The sequence below is a fragment of the Trabulsiella guamensis ATCC 49490 genome, assembly GCF_000734965.1.
GTDB lineage: Bacteria > Pseudomonadota > Gammaproteobacteria > Enterobacterales > Enterobacteriaceae > Trabulsiella > Trabulsiella guamensis.
On the sequence record NZ_JMTB01000065.1, the window covers coordinates 71,257 to 91,192 of the forward strand.

Here is a 19,936-nt window from a genome sequence, read left to right on the forward strand (position 1 = left end):
TATTCATCAAGAGGGTATTTCAGAAGTGAAATTCACTATACACATCTGCCTGATTTGGCTAATAAAGAATAATAAATATCGATTACTGAAAAACGAATAAGCAGGAAATAAGGGAGAGTAAGGCGAGGAGTTATTCTGTTCTGGAATGGCTTGCGGCAAAAAAGAATAACCCCTTGCCAAAGGAAGGGGTTATTGAGGGGGTATTACTGCGCGGTCGTTTTTTTCGCTGCGCGTTTAGCTTTGGTAGCGGCGGCAATTTTCTGCGTTTTAGCAGAAGGCTTTTTCGCTTTTCTGGCCTCTTTCTTCGCCGCTTTTGGCTTTTGTTTCTTCTCACCGCGGAATGCGCTGTCCGGCTCGAAATTCACCTTTTTGCCTGCATTCCGGCGACGGCTCGCTGGCTTGCCACTGGCGGATTTTTTCGCTTTCTCACGGGCAGTCTTACCGACGTTGCGTGGGCCTCGTTCGCTGGAGATCAGCGTGAAGTCGATCTTACGCTCGTCCATATTGACCGCTTCGACACGCACTTCAACACGATCACCCAGACGATAAGTCTGACCGCCGGATTCGCCGATCAGGCGCTGGCCGATCTGGTCAAAGCGGTAGTAGTCGTTATCCAGCGTGGAGACGTGAACCAGACCGTCGATAAACAGGTCGTCCAGTCGCACGAAGAAACCAAACCCGGTAACGCTTGCGATGACGCCCGGGAAGACATTGCCGACCTGATCCTGCATAAAGTCGCACTTCAGCCAGTCAGAGACTTCTCGGGTGGCTTCGTCAGCACGACGCTCAGTCATTGAGCAGTGCTCGCCCAGTTGCAGCATCTCTTCCATGCTGTAGTGCCAGCCACCGGTCTCGGTACTGTTGCCTTTATGCCCCTGCTCTTTCGCCAGCAGATATTTAATGGCGCGGTGCAGCGACAGGTCAGGATAGCGGCGAATCGGCGAGGTAAAGTGAGCGTAAGACTGCAACGCCAGGCCAAAGTGACCGCGGTTTTCCGGGTCGTATACCGCCTGCTTCATGGAACGCAGCAGCATGGTTTGCAGCATCTCATGATCAGGGCGATCGGCAATGGATTCCAGCAGTTCGGCGTAATCCCGTGGCTCTGGCTTATTACCGCCAGGCAGTTCCAGCCCTAACTCAGCCAGTACCGAACGGAATGCGGTGATCGCCTCGTTGCTCGGCTTGTCGTGGATACGGAACAGCGCTGGCTCGTTGGCTTTTTCCACGAAACGTGCCGCAGAAATGTTCGCCAGGATCATGCACTCTTCAATCAGCTTGTGCGCGTCGTTACGCTGAGTTTGCTCAATGCGCTCAATACGACGTTCGGCGTTGAAAATAAACTTCGCCTCTTCACTCTCGAACGAAATGCCACCGCGCTCTTCGCGGGCGCTGTCCAGCACTTTGTAGAGGGTATGCAGCTCTTCAATGTGTCTCACCAGCGGCGCGTACTGCTCACGCAGATCCTGATCACCCTGCAGCATGTGCCACACTTTGGTGTAGGTCAGACGCGCATGAGAGCTCATCACCGCTTCGTAGAATTTGTAGCCCGTCAGACGGCCTTTTGACGAAATCGTCATTTCGCAGACCATACACAGGCGATCAACCTGTGGGTTCAGCGAGCACAGACCGTTGGAGAGCACTTCCGGCAGCATCGGGACCACTTGCGACGGGAAATAGACGGAGGTACCGCGGCTGCGCGCTTCGTTATCCAGCGCCGTGCCTGGTCGCACGTAATAGCTCACGTCTGCAATCGCCACCCACAGACGCCAGCCGCCACCGCGTTTTTTCTCGCAGTAGACCGCATCATCAAAATCGCGGGCGTCTTCACCGTCAATGGTGACCAGCGGCAGACTACGTAGATCAACGCGTCCGGCTTTTGCCGATTCCGGTACCTGCTCTTTCAGACCGGCAATCTGCTTTTCCACCGCCTGCGGCCAGACGTAAGGAATTTCATGGGTGCGCAGCGCCATATCAACGGCCATACCTGTGCCCATGTTGTCGCCAAGCACTTCAACGATTTTACCCACCGCTTTGGTACGGCGCGTCGGACGCTGGGTGAGTTCCACCACCACCACGTAACCCATGCGCGCGCCCATAATCTCTTCCGGCGGGATGAGAATATCGAAACTCAGGCGGCTGTCATCCGGCACGACAAAGCCCACGCCAGCATCGGTAAAATAACGACCCACGATCTGGCTGGTTTTCGGCACCAGCACACGCACGATGCGCGCTTCGCGGCGACCTTTGCGATCAGCGCCCAGTGGCTGCGCCAGCACCACATCACCGTGAATGCAGGTTTTCATCTGCTCGCTGGAGAGATACAAATCGTCCTTGCGCCCTTCGATGCGCAGGAAGCCGTAGCCATCACGGTGGCCAATGACGGTTCCTTTCAGCAGATCGAGGCGTTCCGGCAGCGCATAGCACTGGCGGCGGGTAAAGACCAGTTGTCCGTCGCGCTCCATGGCACGCAGACGACGGCGCAGCGCTTCCTGCTGCTCTTCGCCATCAATATTCAGTTCAACCGCAAGCTCTTCACGGCTGGCGGGTTTTTCGCGTTTAGATAAATGATCAAGGATGAATTCCCGGCTCGGGATAGGATTGGTGTATTTTTCTGCTTCGCGTTCCAGGAAAGGATCTTGTGACATCTCGGTTCCTCCGTTGTCATCTCTGGTGAAAGCCTTTTTTTGTCATTCTTCCACCAGCAATAATTTATAAAGCGGTTGATTCTCTTCAACCAAATCAGCCAGTGTGTAGTTATCCAGTTCCTTAAGGAAACTATTCACGGCATTAGAAAGGGCCTGTTTCAGACGACAGGCAGGGGTAATGTGGCAAAATTCACTACTGCAATTCACCAGCGAAAGCGGTTCAAGTTCGCGAACAACATCTCCCACACGAATTGATGCAGCCGGTTTACCTAAGCGGATCCCGCCGTTTTTTCCACGCACAGCAGCAACGTAGCCAGCGCGGCTAAGCTGGTTGATTATTTTAACCATGTGATTACGGGACACACCGTATACCTCTGTCACTTCAGAGATACTGGTCATACGGCCGTTAGGCAACGACGCCATATAGATTAGCGCACGTAATCCGTAATCGGTGAAACTTGTTAACTGCACATCAACCTCAAAAAGGGGAAAAGCGGAGATTATTACTATTGATGATAAACCAGCCAGATAGTAACGGGCTAATTAATTCGAACGGGGAAGTAAAAAAGCAGAAAGAAGGAGGGGCACGGCTATCGTGCCCCGGCATGATTATGCGTCGAACGGGTCGCGCAGGATCATGGTTTCAGTACGGTCCGGACCGGTGGAGATAATATCAACCGGGACACCCGTCAGTTCTTCAATACGCTTGATGTAGTTCAGCGCTGCCTGCGGCAGGCCGCTACGCGTTTTCACACCGAAGGTCGATTCAGACCAACCTGGCATGGTTTCGTAGACGGGCACAATGCCTTCCCAGTCATCAGCCGCCAGCGGTGTAGTAGTGACTTCACGGCCATCCGGCAGACGGTAAGCCACACAGATTTTCACTTCCTTCAGGCCGTCCAGGACGTCCAGTTTGGTCAGGCAGAAGCCAGACAGGGAGTTGATCTGCACAGCACGACGTACAGCAACGGAATCCAGCCAGCCAGTACGACGGCGACGACCCGTGGTCGCACCATATTCGTTACCCTGTTTGCACAGGAACTCACCGATGTCATCAAACAGTTCCGTCGGGAACGGACCTGCACCCACGCGAGTGGAGTAGGCTTTCAGGATACCCAGCACGTAATCAACGTAACGCGGGCCAAGGCCAGAACCTGTCGCCACGCCACCCGCGGTGGTGTTGGAGGAGGTCACGTACGGATAGGTACCGTGGTCGATATCCAGCAGCGTACCCTGCGCGCCTTCAAACATGACGAAATCGCCACGCTTACGCGCCTGATCCAGCAGATCGGAGACGTCAACCACCATCCCGGTGAGGATGTCGGCAACCGTCATGACATCATCCAGTACTTTCTGGTAATCAACCGCATCTGCTTTATAGAAGTTCACCAGCTGGAAGTTGTGATATTCCATCACTTCTTTCAGTTTGTCAGCGAAGGCAGCTTTGTCGAACAGGTCACCCACGCGCAGACCGCGACGAGCGACTTTATCTTCGTAAGCCGGCCCGATACCACGACCCGTGGTGCCGATGGCTTTCGCGCCACGCGCTTTCTCACGTGCGTTATCCAGCGCAACGTGATAATCGAGGATCAACGGGCATGCTTCAGAGAGCAGCAGACGTTCACGAACCGGGATACCACGGTCTTCCAGTTCTTTCATCTCTTTCATCAGCGCAGCAGGCGACAGCACAACGCCATTACCAATGATGCTGGTGACGTTTTCGCGAAGAATACCTGATGGAATAAGATGGAGGACGGTTTTTTCACCGTTGATTACGAGAGTATGGCCTGCGTTATGTCCGCCCTGGTAGCGTACAGCATATTTGGCCCGTTCAGTCAGAAGATCGACGATCTTTCCTTTACCTTCGTCACCCCATTGGGTGCCCAGTACGACGACGTTGTTACCCATTTTTCAAAATCACCGTTTGCTTAAAAATGGATTCTACCATCGCTTTTTCAGAGTTACAGCACTTTTTGACCCTAAAATTAGGCAAATCTGACTGGAAATTGATCAGCCAATCGTTTTCCTCAACATGTAGTAGATGACAATCCCGGCAACCACAAGACCGCCACCAAAACGACGTAACAGGTTATCCGGCAACTGACTCATCGCAGCAACCATCCGCCGCCAGGCGCGCGGGTAGAGCATGGGACCAAGCCCTTCCAGCACCAGAACCAGCGCGAGCGCCAGCAAAATTGTTGAATTCATTTCGCTACCTTATAAAAGAAAACCACCGCTTCCGAAGAGAGCGGTGGTTTGATGCCTCAAACGCGGTGCAGTTTATCGCGTGGCATTACCGGGCGTCTTCATATAACGGAAGAAATCACTGTCCGGACTCATGACCATCACATCCTGGTTGCTTTCGAAGCTGTTTTCGTAAGCACGCAGGCTACGGATAAAGGCATAGAAATCCGGATCCTGACTGAAGGCGTCGGCGAACAGTTTCGCGGCTTCGGCATCGCCTTCACCACGCATAATGCGGCCCTGACGCTCAGCTTCCGCCAGGGTTTTGGTCACTTCATAGTCCGCGGTCGCACGCAGTTTTTCCGCTTCTTCCTGACCCTGTGAACGGTGGCGACGGGCAACCGCTTCACGCTCGGCGCGCATACGGTTGTAAATCGCTTCGGACACTTCCGCCGGCAGGTTGATCTGCTTGATACGTACGTCCACCACTTCGATACCCAACGCCGCCATACTGTTCGGGTTGATCACCGGCACTTTACCGTTGGTCTCTTCCTGAACACGCTCTGCCGCTTTGGCAATCGCGTCATCGGCGGCAGGCGTCGACACTTCATCTTCCGTACCCGCAGAGCCGGAGTTCAGCGCATCACGCACTTCCAGCGTCAGGCGACCACGAGAGTCGGTAACGATGTCTTTCACATCCAGACGACCAATTTCAGAACGCAGACGGTCAGAGAATTTACGCTTCAGCAGCACCTCGGCCTGGGAGACGTCGCCGCCGCCAGTCGCCAGATAGTAACGGCTGAAATCGCTGATGCGCCACTTGATGTAGGAGTCAACGATCAGGTCTTTTTTCTCTTTGGTGACAAAGCGATCAGCCTGGTTGTCCATGGTCTGAATGCGGGCATCGAGCGTTTTAACCGATTCAATAAAAGGCACTTTAAAATGCAGGCCTGGCTCGTACACCAGCGGTTTGTTGTCATCGTCACGTACGACTTTGCCGAAACGCAGCGTAATCCCGCGCTCGCCTTCTTTAACAACAAAAACAGACGTATACAGCCCTACCAGCACGATGATGATAATCGCAATAACTGACTTACGCATCGTTATTCCCCCTGACGCTGGTAGTCGTTACGCTGCGCGTTGGCGCGGCGTTGGTCCATAATATCGCCCTGGCTGGAGGACGATGTGTTGCTGGCGCTGCTGGATGAGGACGCCGGCGGCAGACGCAGCAGGTTGTTTGCACCGCTGTTGTCACTCTTTGCCCCGGCAGCGCTGCTGCCTTTCAGCATCTGGTCCAGCGGCAGCACCATCAGGTTTCCGCCTTTATCGTTAACCAGCACTTTGCGGGTATGGCTCAGCACTTTTTCCATGCTTTCGATATACAGACGTTCACGGGTGATTTCCGGTGCGGCTTTATACTCCGGCAGGATCTTCGCGAAACGCGCCACTTCACCCTGCGCTTCCAGGATGGTCTGGGTCTTGTATGCGCGCGCCTCTTCGAGGATACGCTGTGCCTGGCCGTTAGCACGCGGCTGAACTTCGTTGGTATACGCTTCCGCTTCACGGATGTACTGCTGCTCGTTCTCACGCGCCGCAATCGCATCGTCAAACGCCGCTTTCACCTCTTCCGGCGGACGCGCAGCCTGGAAGTTAACGTCAAGCAGAGTGATGCCCATGTTGTACGGACGAATGGTCTCTTCCAGTTCACGCTGGGTATCGCTACGAATAACGGTACGACCTTCGGTCAGGATGCGGTCCATGGTGTATTTGCCGATAACGCCACGTAGGGCGCTGTCCGTCGCCTGACGCAGGCTGTCATCAGCACTGGTCACGCTGAACAGGTAGCGCTGCGGATCGGTTACGCGATACTGAACGTTCATTTCAACGCGCACTACGTTTTCATCGGAGGTCAGCATCACGCCGGACGCAGCCAGCTCACGCACCGCTTCAACGTTAACTGGCGTGACATTATCGATAAACGTCGGCTTCCAGTTAAGGCCCGGCTCAACCAGATGGCTGAATTTACCAAAGCGCGTGACGACACCACGTTCTGCTTCTTTAATGGTGTAGAAACCTGTCGCGGCCCAGATGATGACCACGGCAGCGGCAACAATACCGACAATGCGACCGCCCATCTGAACGCGAGGCCCCTGCGGATTACTGCCGCCGCCCTGGCCCCCTTTATTACCACCGCCAAAACCACCAAGCTTTTTGCTCAGTTTGCGGAAGATATCATCCAGATCCGGCGGTCCTTGATCGCGACCACCTTTGTTTCCATTTCCCCCAGAGTTGCCGCCTTGATTATTGCTGCTTCCCCACGGGTCGCGGTCCTGTCCGTTATTACCGGGCTGATTCCACGCCATGTTTATGCTCCATATTTGTTTTGGGTACCCCAAACGGGGTTAATATCTTCAGGCAAGCTGCACTGTCAGACGATGTAGTCAGACAGTGCCGGTTCTTGTTTACAGAGGCGACGCCAGTCGACGACAGGCATTCGCACCTGTATGCCGACGCTACCGTCATCCTCCAACCACTCTTTTTCTATCGCCTGAAGCTGATAAAACCGGCTTCGCAGACGCCCTTCTTTCGGCGGCAAACGCAGTGTGTGCTGCGCAATTTGCCCGGAAAGACGCTCAGTTAAAGCCTGGAAAAGCAGTGGTACGCCCACTCCGGTCTGTGCAGAGAGCCAGACCCGAATCGGTTTATTTTCATCATCTCTGTCGATACGCGGTTCGAAATCATCCAGCATATCGATTTTGTTCATGACCAGCAGTGTCGGGATCTCATGCGCGTCGATCTCTTCGAGAACCGTATTCACAGCATCAATGTTTTCCTGCACCCGGACATCGGCCGCATCAATAACGTGCAACAGCAGCGTCGCCTGCCGGGTCTCCTGCAGCGTCGCTTTAAACGCCGCGACCAGATCGTGCGGCAAATGGCGAATAAAGCCGACGGTATCCGCCAGCACCGTTTCTCCGACATCCGCGACATCAATACGACGCAGCGTCGGATCCAGGGTGGCGAACAGCTGGTCTGCCGCATACACCTGAGCTTCCGTGATCTGGTTAAACAGCGTTGATTTTCCGGCGTTGGTGTACCCCACCAGCGAGACGGTCGGAATATCCGCTTTGGTTCGCGAACGGCGTCCCTGCTCGCGCTGTTTTTCCACTTTTTCCAGCCGCGAGAGGATCTGCATAATGCGATTGCGCAGCAAACGACGGTCGGTTTCAAGCTGGGTCTCACCCGGACCGCGCAAACCAATCCCGCCTTTTTGCCTTTCAAGGTGGGTCCAGCCGCGCACCAGGCGCGTTGCCAGATGGCGCAGTTGCGCCAGCTCAACCTGCAACTTACCTTCATGGGTTCGCGCACGCTGAGCAAAAATATCTAAAATCAGGCCGGTGCGATCAATCACACGGCATTCGCAAAGGCGCTCCAGGTTACGTTCCTGGGCCGGGGTCAATGCATGGTCAAACAAGACGACGGAAGCGCCCGTCGCTTTTACGGCGTCCGCAATTTCGACAGCTTTACCTTCACCAACAAAATACTTCGGGTGCGGTGCTTTACGGCTACCGGTAATCACCTGCATTGCTTCGACACCGGCGGAAGAGACCAGAGATTCAAACTCCTGGAGGTCTTCCATATCTTTGTCTTGCGAAAAATAGATGTGTACCAGTACCGCCTGCTCACCGGCGTCATAACGGTCAAACAAGCGTCAACCCTCAAAAAAGATCAGCGGGGAACGCAGAAAACCTGGCTCCCCGACATAGAAAAACAGCCATAAACCTTATTCGGTTTCGTCGCTGTCTTGTGGCGCAGCAGAACCCTGCGCGTTGCTGCCATGGTGGTAATTGCTACCGGTACCGCCACCTGCATTGTTGCTGTGATGAGATACAGGGCGGGACGGAACAACGGTAGAAATCGCGTGCTTATAGACCATCTGGCTGACCGTGTTTTTCAACAGGATCACGAACTGATCGAAAGACTCAATTTGACCTTGCAGCTTAATACCATTCACCAAATAAATAGAAACCGGAACACGCTCCCGACGCAATGCGTTCAGGAACGGATCTTGTAAAGATTGCCCCTTAGCCATTCTCTCTTTTCCTTATATGCTTGTTTTGTACTTAGAACCCTGTGGTTCTGAAAATTGCGCACGATACGGTTCAATTGTACACATTCAGCCTGCACTCGCACCAACAACCTGTAATACTTCATTGAGCGCCTGTTGCGGTTGTTCGCTATCAAGCCAGTGAACACCGTCCCAACCGCGCAACCAGGTTACCTGGCGCTTGGCGAGCTGCCTCGTGGCGCAAACACCTCGATAAACCATTTCATCATATGAAATCTCGCCTTCAAGATAAGACCACATCTGGCGGTACCCCACACAACGAACGGAAGGCATATCCTTATGCAAATCTCCACGGGCAAAAAGCGCCCGCACTTCTGCTTCAAAACCTGAAGCTAACATCTGATGAAAACGCTGCTCGATGCGCTGATGGAGCAGTTCACGGCTCGCCGGGGCGATGGCGAACTGATGCACCTGATACGGCAAAGCGTCTCCTGACGTTTGCGTCAGTTCCGTTAAAGTTTTACCCGAAATGAAAAAAACTTCCAGTGCTCGGGAAAGTCTTTGCGGATCATTCGGATGAATACGCGCGGCAGCAACCGGATCTATCTCCTGAAGCTGCTCGTGCAGGGCATTCCATCCGCGCTCTGCGGCATCCTGCTCAATTCTGGCTCTGATCTCCGGATCCGCCGAGGGTAACGGCGACAATCCTTCCAGCAAGGCCTTGAAATATAACATCGTTCCACCCACCAGCAACGGGATCCGTCCCGCTGCGGTGATCTCTGCCATCTCCACTAACGCATCGCGGCGAAAATCTGCCGCCGAATACGCTTGCGCCGGGTCGAGGATGTCCAGTAACCGGTGCGGCGCCGCGCGAAGCTCTTGTGCGTCAGGCTTTGCCGTTCCGATATCCATCCCCTGATAAATAAGGGCAGAATCAACGCTTATCAACTCTACTGGCAAAACTTTACGCAATGCGATCGCTAATGCGGTTTTACCGGAGGCCGTTGGCCCCATCAAAAAAATCGCCTTTGGCAGGCTGGTTTCTACTGCTTCACTCATCTTTCAGGGCGTTCATCGCCGAATGCAAGTCAACGGATTGTAACAGGCCACCCGGTGGCGCCTTGACCAGTTGCGGGCATAAACGCTCCACATCGGCCAGAACAGCTATCGCCTGGGCCATATTCCAGTGGTCATGCTCACTCGCAAGATTGCGGGAAATCCACTGGGCAACATCGCCCGCGACCACCGTTTTTTGCTGCGCAAGGTAGCCTATCAGTTCAGGAATCAAGTTTTGTAAATTTTGTTGTCTTAAGGGTAAAGGCACCGCTCTGACAGTGACATGTTGGGCATCGGATTGCATGTCGATGCCCAACTCGCTCAGCACCGTCTGGTGATTTTTCAGCGCCTGCTGTTCTTGTGCGGAGACTTTTAACCGCAGCGGGATCAGCAGCGGCTGCGCGCAAACCGGTTCTTTGCCTGGCATTAACTGCGCCTGTCTCAGCCAGCGTTCTGCCACAGGCAGCGCCAGCAAACTCAAACGCCCCTCCTGCTCGAGCAACGCGCAATCTCCCGCCACGACGGTGAGCACCCGACCAAAGCTCTGGCTGTGCCCGTCAAGGTTCGCCTGCTCCGGCTGCGGTGATGGCGCTTTGTGCGCTGCGGCAGGGGTTTCCAGCAACTGACGATAGAGCGCCCCCTGCTGTTTCTGGTACCCCGGTTGGGCGTTCGGCCATGAGGCCCCACCCTGCCCACGACCTGTGCCGCCAGACGTCGCGGTATACGCAGGTGTCGCTGGCTCACGCGCAGTGACAGGTCCGGCAAACTGGTTGCGTCCGGCTGCCACCCGGTTTTCAGGAAGCAGCCGGGGAGCCGGCGCGTCTTCTTCCGCCAGCGGTAACGGCGCGTCCAGTTGCTGTTGCAATACGCTCAACACGCCCTGATAGATAAAGTCATGCACCAGCCGCGACTGATGGAAACGCACTTCGTGCTTCGCCGGGTGAACGTTGACATCCACCTGATGCGGATCGATCTGCAAATAAAGCACAAACGCAGGTTGTTGATCCGCGCCCAGTTTGTCTTCACACGCCTGGCGAATCGCGTGATTGATCAGGCGGTCGCGCATCATACGGCCGTTGACATAGCAGTACTGGATTTCCGCCAGCGCAGAAGTGATGTGTTGCGGATCGACCACCCAGCCGCGCAGCGACAGATCGCCATGCTGCCATTCAATTGCCAGCGCATGCTCAAGGAAAGGGGTTCCGCAGATGGCCCCCAGACGGCGCTCCTGCTGACCGTCCGGCTGAACGGCGCGGTACTGGCGCACCATTTTGCCGTTGTGATTAAGGTTGATGGTGACATCAAATCGCGCCAGCGCAATGCGGCGAATCACCTCATCGATATGACCAAATTCGGTTTTTTCGGTGCGCATAAACTTGCGGCGCGCCGGGGTGTTATAGAAGAGATCGAGGACTTCCAGCGTCGTACCGACCGGGTGCGCGGCGGGTTTCACCGTCACCTCCATATCGCGCCCTTCCGCGTAGGCCTGCCAGGCTTCCTGCTGTTCAGCGGTGCGGGAGGTCAGCGTAAGACGAGAGACCGAGCTGATACTGGCCAGCGCTTCGCCGCGAAAGCCGAGGCTGATGATCGCTTCCAGATCGTCAAGCGTGGCGATTTTACTGGTAGCATGACGGGCCAGCGCCAGCGCCAGTTCCTCTTTTTTAATGCCACCGCCGTTATCGCGGATGCGGATAAGCTTCGCGCCGCCACGCTCGATATCGATATCTATCCGCGTGGCACCTGCGTCGAGGCTGTTTTCCACCAGCTCTTTCACCACCGATGCAGGACGCTCTACCACCTCACCAGCGGCAATCTGGTTCGCGAGCTGCGGCGGCAGAATCTGAATCGGCATGATCGCTCCTTAATTCACCAGCGCGCCCGGCGATGCGGCGCTGGCGGTTTGCGCACTCTCGCCCTGCGGTGCTGACTGTATCGGATGGGCCGCGAAATATTTCCGCAAGCCGCTGTAAATCGCATCGGCGATTTGCTGCTGGAATTCATCGCTCGCCAGCAGGCGTTCCTCGCTGGTATTACTGATGAACCCCGTTTCAACCAGGATCGACGGGATATCAGGGGAACGCAGTACGCCGAGGCTGGCATGTTCCGGGTGACGCTTATGCAGGTTACCCACGCGCTGCATCTGCCCCAGCACATTCACCGCCACATCATACCCGACACGCTGAGAATGACCGAACTGTAAATCCAGCACCGCCTGGCTCAGGTAGGGATCGGACTGGCTATTCGCCAGCACATCGCCAGCACCGCCCAGCAGTTCCGACTGCTTCTCATGCTGCTCCAGCCAGCTCGCCATTTCACTGTTGGCGCGACGATTCGAGAGCACCCACACCGACGCGCCAGTCGCATCGCGATTCGGCGCAGCATCAGCGTGAATCGATACCAGGAAATTGGCGTTCTGCTTACGCGCCACGTCAGAGCGGCCCATCACCGAAATAAAATAGTCGCCGTCGCGGGTCATCACCCCTTTGAACATCGGGTCAGCGTTCAGCAGCGTGCGCAGTTTACGGGCAATGGCAATAGTGACGTTTTTCTCACGTGTACCGCCAGGGCCAATCGCACCGGGATCCTGACCGCCGTGACCGGCATCAATGGCGATAATCACTTTATCGCCGGGCGCAACCGCGCGGGCAGACGCCGCCGGGCGCGTTACCGTATTGCTGCTGGTCGCAGCCGTGATGCGATCGTTGTTGGCTTTAAACGGATTTCGCGCAGGTTCAGACGGGCGCGAGACCACCGCAGGCGCCTCTACGCGCTTCGCGACCATACGCGGTGGCGTAGGTGGCGGTGGCGCGTCGGCATTGATAGTAAAGACAACGGTGTAGTTAGCACCGTTCTGCTGTTTCGCCACGCGTGTCTTACCGTTTTCGGTCAGATCAACCACCAGTCGCAGGGACTGGTTGTCCTTCGGCGTTCCCGAACGGATACTTTTGACCAGGTTATTCCCGCTGAACTGCAGTGGCAACCCCTGGATCACACCGGTCTGTTTGATATCGAGCGCGACACTGCGCTTGCCATCCTGGCTAAAGGAATATTCCGGATCGCCCATAAAGCTGAAGGTGATCCGGGCTTGTTTGTCGCCATTCGACACCTGAATGTCGGATAAACTGGCCGCGGTTGTCTGCAGGGTCAGCAGCATCAGTGCAGCCATCAACGCACTTTTAACGCGAAACATCATCCCGCCATCCCTTTAAAATTAACTGGCTAAACGTGCCAGTAATGACTCGCCCAGCGCAGAGACAGCGGTCACCCGCGCCTCCCGCCCTTGTGCCTGGTAATCTATGTGAATTTCGACATCCGGGTCAGGCAGCACACCCGCGCCCTGTTGCGGCCACTCCACCAGGCAGATGGCATCATCGGTAAAATAGTCGCGGATCCCCATAAATTCGAGCTCCTCTGGATCCGCAAGTCGATAAAGATCAAAGTGGTACACGTTCAACGGCTCAAGCGCGTAGGGCTCAACCAGCGTATACGTTGGGCTTTTTACGTTACCTTTATGCCCCAGCGCCTGCAAAAAGCCGCGACTGAACGTCGTTTTACCCGCGCCTAAATCACCGTACAGATAAATCACTGTTGCGCCTGCACAGGCCTGCGCGATGCGGTGACCCAGTTCTAAAGTTGCCTGCTCGTCGGGTAAAGAAATCACTCGATTAATCATGGTTTACGTCAATTACATCCGGGTTAACAACACGCTTCAGCGTGGAAAAAAGATCAGTTGCCAGCATTCCGCGGGTACCAGAACGCTCAGCCAGCATATCAGCAGCGGCGCCGTGCGCCACGCAGCCCGCGCAGGCTGCATCATAAAGCGTCAGCGACTGTCCCAGCAATGCGCCGATAATGCCAGACAGCACATCGCCCATCCCGCCACTGGCCATCCCGGCATTTCCGGCATCAATAATACCAAGATGACCGGCATCGTCTGCCACGACAGTGCCCGCCCCTTTCAGCACCACCACACCCCCGTAACGCTGTACCAGGCGCTGTGCCGCTGATAAGCGGTCGCTTTCAATGTCTGCCACACGGCAGCCAAGCAAACGGGCGGCTTCGCCGGGATGCGGGGTTAATAACCGATTGTGACGTTTATCGGGGTTGATTGCCAGAAGGTTCAGCGCATCGGCGTCCCAGAGCATCGGTTTACGTATGTTTTCAACCTTCCGCAAGGCCTGTTGCCCCCAGGATTGCTGCCCAAGCCCCGGCCCAATGACCACGACATCAGCCCATTCCAGGCTATCATCCAGCGATTGCGGCGTCAGTTCATGAACCATTAATTCCGGACGGGCAGTGATAACAGGCGCGATGTTTTCCACACGCGTCAACACACGCACCAGGCCAGCGCCTGTGCGCAATGCAGCTTCTCCGGTCATACGAATCGCACCAGCGGTACCGTGATCACCGCCGATGACCACCAGTCGTCCATGGTCGCCCTTGTGCGAGGTTGGGCGGCGCGGCGGCAGCCAGTCAGCGAGTTGTGAGGCATCAAAACGCGAAATGGTGGTCGGCTGACCAGCAAGCCAGCTATCCAGCCCCAGCGAATGGTGGTGCAATTTTCCCACCACATCGCGGGCTTTGCCGGTGAGGAGCCCCGGTTTCAGGGCAATAAACGTCAGGGTATGCGCGGCATGAATCACCGCGCCCGGCGTCGCGCCGGTCTGTGCAATCAGTCCGGAAGGGATGTCGAGCGCCACCACCGGTGCAGGAGATTTATTCGCTCGCTCAATGAGATCAGCCACATCGTCACGCGGCGCATTGCGAAGCCCGGTGCCGAGCAGACCATCGATAATCAAATCGATATCCTCAGACCAGAGGATATCCGGGGCATGGATCACGCCACCCGCGTTCAGCCAGGCGTCGCGCGCTTCGTAGGCTTCTTCCGGTAGCGGTTTGTCGCTTTCCAGCGCCAGCAGCGTCACACGAATACCCTGCGCGGCGGCCAGTCGCGCCACTACATAGCCGTCGCCGCCGTTATTGCCATGACCGCACAGCACTAGCCAGTGTTGCGCGTCAGGATAAGTGTTGCGAGCGAGGGTAAAAGCCGCCTCGCCCGCCCGGAGCATCAGTTCGTGCAGGGTCAGTCCCAGACTGTCTGCCGCCTCTTTTTCGGCGCGACGCAGGTCATCCGCAGGCCAAATGGAATGTGGTATACTTGCGAGGTTCCTCGTCAATGTATGGTCCGTCATGTCACAGCCCCTCGATCTCAATCAGTTAGCGCAACAAATCAAACAATGGGGCACTGAACTCGGTTTTCAGCAGGTCGGTATTACTGATACCGATCTCAGCGCCAGCGAGCCAAAATTGCAGGCCTGGCTGGATAAACAATACCACGGCGAGATGGAATGGATGGCGCGTCACGGCATGATGCGCGCCCGCCCTCATGAACTCGTCCCCGGCACGTTACGCGTGATCAGCGTGCGGATGAACTATCTGCCCGCGAATGCCGCCTTTGCCCGTACCCTGAAAAATCCCGCGCTCGGTTACGTCAGCCGTTATGCCCTTGGGCGTGATTATCATAAGCTTTTGCGCAACCGTCTCAAAAAACTTGGCGAAAAGATTCAGGAACAATATGCTTCGCTGAATTTTAGACCTTTTGTCGATTCCGCGCCTGTTCTGGAGCGTCCGCTGGCAGAAAAAGCCGGGCTTGGCTGGACAGGTAAGCACTCACTTATCCTCAACCGGGACGCAGGTTCCTTTTTCTTTCTCGGTGAATTGCTGGTGGATATCCCCTTACCGGTGGATAAACCCGTTGAAGAAGAGTGTGGGCGCTGTGTTGCCTGCATGACCATCTGCCCGACCGGCGCCATTGTGGAGCCTTACACCGTTGACGCCCGTCGCTGCATTTCCTATCTGACCATTGAGCTCGAAGGTGCCATTCCTGAGGAATTTCGCCCGCTGATTGGCAATCGCATCTACGGTTGCGACGACTGCCAGCTTATCTGCCCATGGAATCGTTATTCGCAATTAACCGGGGAAGACGATTTCAGCCCTCGCAAAGCTCTGCATGCGCCGGAGCTGGTAGAGCTGTTCGGCTGGAGCGAAGAAAAGTTCCTGAAAGTCACCGAAGGCTCGGCAATTCGCCGGATCGGTCATCTGCGCTGGCTGCGTAATATCGCGGTCGCGCTGGGAAATGCCCCCTGGGATGAAGCAAACATGCAGGCGCTGGAGAGTCGGCGAGGTGAGCACCCACTTCTTGATGAGCACATTGCGTGGGCGATCGCCAGACAGATCGAGAAACGAAATAGCTGCGTTATCGAGGTGCAGCCGCCGAAAAAGCTGCGGTTGGTTCGTGTGGTAGAAAAAGGTTTGCCGCGTGACGCCTGATTCATTCACAGCATGTGAATAAAATTAAAAAGGCATTGAGATTCAAGGCTCAGAAAATCGTCAAGTGATCGCAGTAACACTTTGCAATCAAATTTTCCCTTTATATATCAATAAAATATCAATATATGCTTCACCCTGCTAATGATTAGTCGTTACAGGTTGAGATCTTTTTTCTGTGGATAACTCTGTTCACAAGAGTATTTCAGGCATGAAATAAAACGCCGCCAGCCGCTAACCGCGCTGTGGATAATCGTGAAGAAAAGAAATCTGGAGCGGGAAACGAGACTCGAACTCGCGACCCCGACCTTGGCAAGGTCGTGCTCTACCAACTGAGCTATTCCCGCTTAATCTTCGTCTTTCACGCTGCCACTGCGTTGGCTGCCTTCGCTCACCTTAGTCACTTACTCTAGTAAGCTCCTAAGGATTCGTTCAGTTGCCGCCTGGTTGCAACGCGAAATCCTGTGATCAGGATGGTTCCGTATCTTTCGATACTTTCAAATTTTGGAGCGGGAAACGAGACTCGAACTCGCGACCCCGACCTTGGCAAGGTCGTGCTCTACCAACTGAGCTATTCCCGCATAATCTTCGTCTTTCATGCCGCTATTCATTGCAACGCGAAATACTCGATTAAATTTGACTGCCGTAACGCAACAAATCTGTGCCGTTACGGGAGGCGCATTATACGAGAAAACCGTGGAGCTGCAACCCCCTCAACCGCAATTTTTTGTGTTTTCCGTTTGAGTGATGCTTTTATCAGCAAGATGCACAATTTAGCGCCAAATGCCCGGCGGTGCAAGCCTGCCGGGCCGCTGCTCACCTGCCTTACAACTGAATAAAATGCTCGCGATAGTATGCCAGTTCGGCCACTGACTCGCGGATGTCGTCCATCGCTTTATGCGTGCCCTGCTTCTTAAAACCGTCGAGAATTTCCGGTTTCCAGCGACGCGCCAGCTCTTTCAGCGTGCTGACATCAAGATAACGATAGTGGAAATACGCTTCCAGTTCCGGCATGTATTTAAACAGGAAACGACGATCCTGACCGATGCTGTTGCCGCAAATAGGCGATTTACCCGCAGGCACCCACTGTTTGAGAAATTCGATGGTTGCAAGCTCAGCCGCGCGATCATCCTGAGTGCTGGCTTTGACCCGATCCACCAGCCCGCTGCCAGTGTGGGTGCGCACATTCCACTCGTCCATCAGCGCCAGTTGATCGTCAGACTGGTGAACAGCAATGGTCGGCCCTTCCGCCAGAATGTTCAGATTCGCATCGGTCACCAGCGTGGCGATTTCAATGATACGATCGCGCTCAGGATCCAGCCCGGTCATTTCAAGATCGATCCAAATGAGGTTGTTTTCATCTGCACTCATGCTATTTTCCACCATAATTTCACAATCCGGACCTATCAACGTCCTGAACGATGACGGGTCGATATTCATCTAAGATAGCGTGTATCATAGAGGTTTTGCCCGTACAGGGCGACCAGGAGCCATAACGATTGAGTAAAAATAAACTCTCCAAAGGTCAACAGCGCCGTGTGAAAGCAAATCATCAGCGCCGTCTCAAAACGACTTCGGAGAAGATCGATTTCGATGACAACTTGTTTGGCGAACCGGCTGAAGGGGTCGTCATTAGTCGCTTTGGTATGCATGCTGACGTGGAATCCGCCGATGGTGACATTCACCGCTGCAATATTCGCCGTACGATCCGCTCACTGGTAACCGGGGATCGCGTGGTCTGGCGACCGGGCAAAACCGCAGCAGAAGGCGTCAACGTCAAAGGCATCGTCGAGGCGGTGCATGAGCGTACCTCTGTACTGACCCGTCCTGACTTCTACGACGGCGTAAAACCGATCGCCGCCAATATCGATCAGGTCATTATCGTCTCCGCGATTTTGCCGGAGCTGTCGCTGAATATTATCGATCGTTATCTCGTTGCCTGCGAAACCCTCGACGTCGAACCGCTTATCGTGCTGAACAAAATCGATCTGCTGGATGATGACGGGATGGATTTCGTCAATGAACAAATGGATATCTATCGCCACATCGGCTATCGCGTGCTGATGGTCTCCAGCCGCACCCAGAACGGTTTAAAACCGCTGGAAGAGGCATTAACGGATCGCATCAGCATCTTTGCCGGGCAGTCCGGCGTGGGCAAATCCAGCCTGCTTAACGCGTTGCTGGGGCTGCATGACGACCAGATCCTGACCAACGATGTCTCCGATAACTCGGGCCTCGGGCAGCACACCACCACCGCCGCCCGTCTGTATCACTTCCCGCATGGCGGTGATGTCATCGACTCACCCGGCGTTCGCGAATTCGGGTTGTGGCATCTCGAGCCGGAACAAATCACCAACGGCTTTGTCGAATTCCATGACTATCTGGGCAGTTGCAAATACCGTGACTGTAAACACGATACCGATCCCGGCTGTGCTATCCGCGCCGCGGTAGAAAAAGGGGAAATCGCGGAGAGCCGCTTCGACAATTACCACCGTATCCTTGAAAGCATGTCGCAGGTAAAAACGCGTAAAAACTTTTCGGAAACTGATAACTGAGAATTATGCTTGCGATGACTGACATTTACGTCCGTCATCGTTAAAATCGGCCACTTTTCTGTAAGATCCGCTGAAAACGTCGCGGATTGGGAATGATAAAAATCATGGCCTGGAGGCTACCTTGTTAAACGATCTTAAACTTTCTCTGCAATACATTCTGCCGAAACTGTGGCTCACTCGCCTGGCAGGCTGGGGTGCGAGCAAACGAGCAGGCTGGTTGACCAAACTGGTCATCGATTTGTTCGTAAAGTATTACAAGGTCGACATGAAAGAGGCGCAAAAGCCGGACACCGCCAGCTATCGCACCTTTAACGACTTTTTCGTCCGCCCGTTGCGCGACGAAGTCCGCCCGCTGAATACGGATCCGAACGTACTGGTTATGCCTGCCGACGGCGTGATCAGCCAGCTTGGTAACATCGAAGACAACAAAATTCTGCAGGCTAAAGGACACGACTACACGCTGGAAGCACTGCTCGCGGGCAACTACCAGATGGCGGAACTGTTCCGCAACGGGACCTTTGCCACAACCTACCTTTCACCGCGCGACTATCACCGCGTGCACATGCCATGTAACGGTATTCTGCGTGAAATGATTTATGTGCCGGGCGATCTGTTTTCTGTGAACCACCTGACGGCGCAGAACGTCCCGAACCTGTTTGCCCGCAACGAGCGCGTGATCTGCCTGTTTGATACGGAATTTGGCCCGATGGCACAGATCCTCGTTGGCGCGACGATTGTTGGCAGTATTGAAACGGTCTGGGCAGGCACCATCACACCGCCGCGCGAAGGCATCATCAAGCGCTGGACGTGGCCGGAAGGTGAAAGCGAAGGTTCCGTGGCGTTGCTGAAAGGCCAGGAGATGGGCCGCTTCAAGCTCGGCTCTACGGTCATCAACCTGTTTGCGCCAGGTAAAGTCGCGCTGGTTGAGCAACTACAAAGCCTGTCGGTCACCAAACTGGGTCAACCGCTGGCGTACTCCACCGAAACGATGGTCACGCCGGATGCAGAACCTGCACCGCTGTCTGCCGACGAAATTAAAGCTGAACATGACGCCAGCCCGCTGGTTGATGAGAAGAATGACGAAGGTTAATTCCTGACAA

General features: G+C 55.0%; 17 protein-coding genes and 2 tRNA genes. 3 read left to right on the forward strand and 16 right to left on the reverse strand.

The features are described from left to right. Positions 1-203: 203 nt before the first annotated feature. The 13 genes from rnr to nnr all read right to left on the reverse strand — a co-directional run bounded on the left by rnr (position 204) and on the right by nnr (position 15,146). On the reverse strand, positions 204-2,645 hold the full coding sequence (gene rnr / locus GTGU_RS09970; protein WP_038156279.1) for a ribonuclease R: 2,442 nt from the start codon (positions 2,643-2,645) through the stop codon (positions 204-206). Between the two features lie 42 nt (positions 2,646-2,687). Further along, a complete protein-coding gene (gene nsrR / locus GTGU_RS09975) occupies positions 2,688-3,116 on the reverse strand; it encodes a nitric oxide-sensing transcriptional repressor NsrR (protein ID WP_038156281.1) in 429 nt (142 codons plus the stop codon). Positions 3,117-3,254: 138 nt separating this feature from the next. Beyond that, complete coding sequence (gene purA, locus GTGU_RS09980; RefSeq protein WP_038156283.1) at positions 3,255-4,553, reverse strand: adenylosuccinate synthase; 1,299 nt, start codon at positions 4,551-4,553, stop codon at positions 3,255-3,257. A gap of 102 nt (positions 4,554-4,655) precedes the next feature. Next, the gene (locus GTGU_RS09985) at positions 4,656-4,853 is read right to left on the reverse strand and encodes a DUF2065 domain-containing protein (RefSeq protein ID WP_038156285.1); all 198 of its coding nucleotides are present in this window, start codon (positions 4,851-4,853) and stop codon (positions 4,656-4,658) included. Between the two features lie 72 nt (positions 4,854-4,925). Continuing rightward, positions 4,926-5,930, reverse strand: coding sequence for a protease modulator HflC (hflC, locus tag GTGU_RS09990; RefSeq protein ID WP_038156286.1), 1,005 nt, complete (start codon positions 5,928-5,930; stop codon positions 4,926-4,928). Positions 5,931-5,932: 2 nt separating this feature from the next. Continuing rightward, positions 5,933-7,192: an FtsH protease activity modulator HflK gene (gene hflK, locus GTGU_RS09995; protein ID WP_038156288.1), complete on the reverse strand. Its 1,260-nt coding sequence runs from the start codon at positions 7,190-7,192 to the stop codon at positions 5,933-5,935. A gap of 65 nt (positions 7,193-7,257) precedes the next feature. Beyond that, complete coding sequence (hflX, locus tag GTGU_RS10000; protein WP_038156290.1) at positions 7,258-8,538, reverse strand: ribosome rescue GTPase HflX; 1,281 nt, start codon at positions 8,536-8,538, stop codon at positions 7,258-7,260. Between the two features lie 75 nt (positions 8,539-8,613). After that, a complete protein-coding gene (hfq, locus tag GTGU_RS10005; RefSeq protein WP_038156291.1) occupies positions 8,614-8,922 on the reverse strand; it encodes an RNA chaperone Hfq in 309 nt (102 codons plus the stop codon). Between the two features lie 84 nt (positions 8,923-9,006). Further along, positions 9,007-9,957: a tRNA (adenosine(37)-N6)-dimethylallyltransferase MiaA gene (miaA, locus tag GTGU_RS10010; protein WP_038156293.1), complete on the reverse strand. Its 951-nt coding sequence runs from the start codon at positions 9,955-9,957 to the stop codon at positions 9,007-9,009. Beyond that, positions 9,950-11,806, reverse strand: coding sequence for a DNA mismatch repair endonuclease MutL (gene mutL, locus GTGU_RS10015; protein ID WP_038156295.1), 1,857 nt, complete (start codon positions 11,804-11,806; stop codon positions 9,950-9,952). Before mutL ends, miaA begins: the two co-directional genes overlap by 8 nt. Before the next feature lie 9 nt (positions 11,807-11,815). Beyond that, entirely contained in the window at positions 11,816-13,147 is a 1,332-nt protein-coding gene (amiB, locus tag GTGU_RS10020; RefSeq protein ID WP_038156296.1) for an N-acetylmuramoyl-L-alanine amidase AmiB, read from the reverse strand. A gap of 18 nt (positions 13,148-13,165) precedes the next feature. Further along, positions 13,166-13,627, reverse strand: coding sequence for a tRNA (adenosine(37)-N6)-threonylcarbamoyltransferase complex ATPase subunit type 1 TsaE (gene tsaE / locus GTGU_RS10025; protein WP_038156298.1), 462 nt, complete (start codon positions 13,625-13,627; stop codon positions 13,166-13,168). Beyond that, entirely contained in the window at positions 13,620-15,146 is a 1,527-nt protein-coding gene (nnr, locus tag GTGU_RS10030) for a bifunctional ADP-dependent NAD(P)H-hydrate dehydratase/NAD(P)H-hydrate epimerase (protein WP_038156300.1), read from the reverse strand. The genes tsaE and nnr overlap by 8 nt, the downstream gene beginning before the upstream one ends. Between nnr and queG the strand changes: the two genes are divergently transcribed. Beyond that, positions 15,145-16,284: a tRNA epoxyqueuosine(34) reductase QueG gene (gene queG, locus GTGU_RS10035; RefSeq protein ID WP_038156302.1), complete on the forward strand. Its 1,140-nt coding sequence runs from the start codon at positions 15,145-15,147 to the stop codon at positions 16,282-16,284. The two genes, nnr and queG, sit on opposite strands and share 2 nt — an antisense overlap. Positions 16,285-16,552: 268 nt before the next feature. Here the strand turns inward: queG and GTGU_RS10040 are convergent. The 3 genes from GTGU_RS10040 to orn form a co-directional block, all read right to left on the reverse strand. Then, positions 16,553-16,628, reverse strand: a tRNA-Gly gene (locus tag GTGU_RS10040). A 158-nt stretch (positions 16,629-16,786) separates the two neighbouring features. Then, positions 16,787-16,862, reverse strand: a tRNA-Gly gene (locus GTGU_RS10045). Between the two features lie 244 nt (positions 16,863-17,106). Continuing rightward, a complete protein-coding gene (gene orn, locus GTGU_RS10050; RefSeq protein WP_038156354.1) occupies positions 17,107-17,652 on the reverse strand; it encodes an oligoribonuclease in 546 nt (181 codons plus the stop codon). Positions 17,653-17,780: 128 nt separating this feature from the next. Between orn and rsgA the strand changes: the two genes are divergently transcribed. Together rsgA and asd are read left to right on the forward strand one after the other, a co-directional pair. Next, positions 17,781-18,836 carry a small ribosomal subunit biogenesis GTPase RsgA gene (rsgA, locus tag GTGU_RS10055; protein WP_038156304.1) on the forward strand — a complete coding sequence of 352 codons (1,056 nt, stop codon included), beginning with the start codon at positions 17,781-17,783 and terminating at the stop codon, positions 18,834-18,836. A 121-nt stretch (positions 18,837-18,957) separates the two neighbouring features. Further along, positions 18,958-19,926: an archaetidylserine decarboxylase gene (gene asd, locus GTGU_RS10060; protein ID WP_038156306.1), complete on the forward strand. Its 969-nt coding sequence runs from the start codon at positions 18,958-18,960 to the stop codon at positions 19,924-19,926. Positions 19,927-19,936 lie beyond the last annotated feature (10 nt).

Coding starts and splice junctions, on each gene's coding strand:
- rnr (WP_038156279.1), bottom strand. CDS start 2,645: ATGTCACAAGATCCTTTCCTGGAACGCGAAGCAGAAAAATACACCAAT.
- purA (WP_038156283.1), bottom strand. CDS start 4,553: ATGGGTAACAACGTCGTCGTACTGGGCACCCAATGGGGTGACGAAGGT.
- GTGU_RS09985 (WP_038156285.1), bottom strand. CDS start 4,853: ATGAATTCAACAATTTTGCTGGCGCTCGCGCTGGTTCTGGTGCTGGAA.
- hflC (WP_038156286.1), bottom strand. CDS start 5,930: ATGCGTAAGTCAGTTATTGCGATTATCATCATCGTGCTGGTAGGGCTG.
- hflK (WP_038156288.1), bottom strand. CDS start 7,192: ATGGCGTGGAATCAGCCCGGTAATAACGGACAGGACCGCGACCCGTGG.
- hfq (WP_038156291.1), bottom strand. CDS start 8,922: ATGGCTAAGGGGCAATCTTTACAAGATCCGTTCCTGAACGCATTGCGT.
- miaA (WP_038156293.1), bottom strand. CDS start 9,957: ATGAGTGAAGCAGTAGAAACCAGCCTGCCAAAGGCGATTTTTTTGATG.
- mutL (WP_038156295.1), bottom strand. CDS start 11,806: ATGCCGATTCAGATTCTGCCGCCGCAGCTCGCGAACCAGATTGCCGCT.
- amiB (WP_038156296.1), bottom strand. CDS start 13,147: ATGATGTTTCGCGTTAAAAGTGCGTTGATGGCTGCACTGATGCTGCTG.
- tsaE (WP_038156298.1), bottom strand. CDS start 13,627: ATGATTAATCGAGTGATTTCTTTACCCGACGAGCAGGCAACTTTAGAA.
- queG (WP_038156302.1), top strand. CDS start 15,145: ATGTCACAGCCCCTCGATCTCAATCAGTTAGCGCAACAAATCAAACAA.
- nnr (WP_038156300.1), bottom strand. CDS start 15,146: ATGACGGACCATACATTGACGAGGAACCTCGCAAGTATACCACATTCC.
- orn (WP_038156354.1), bottom strand. CDS start 17,652: ATGAGTGCAGATGAAAACAACCTCATTTGGATCGATCTTGAAATGACC.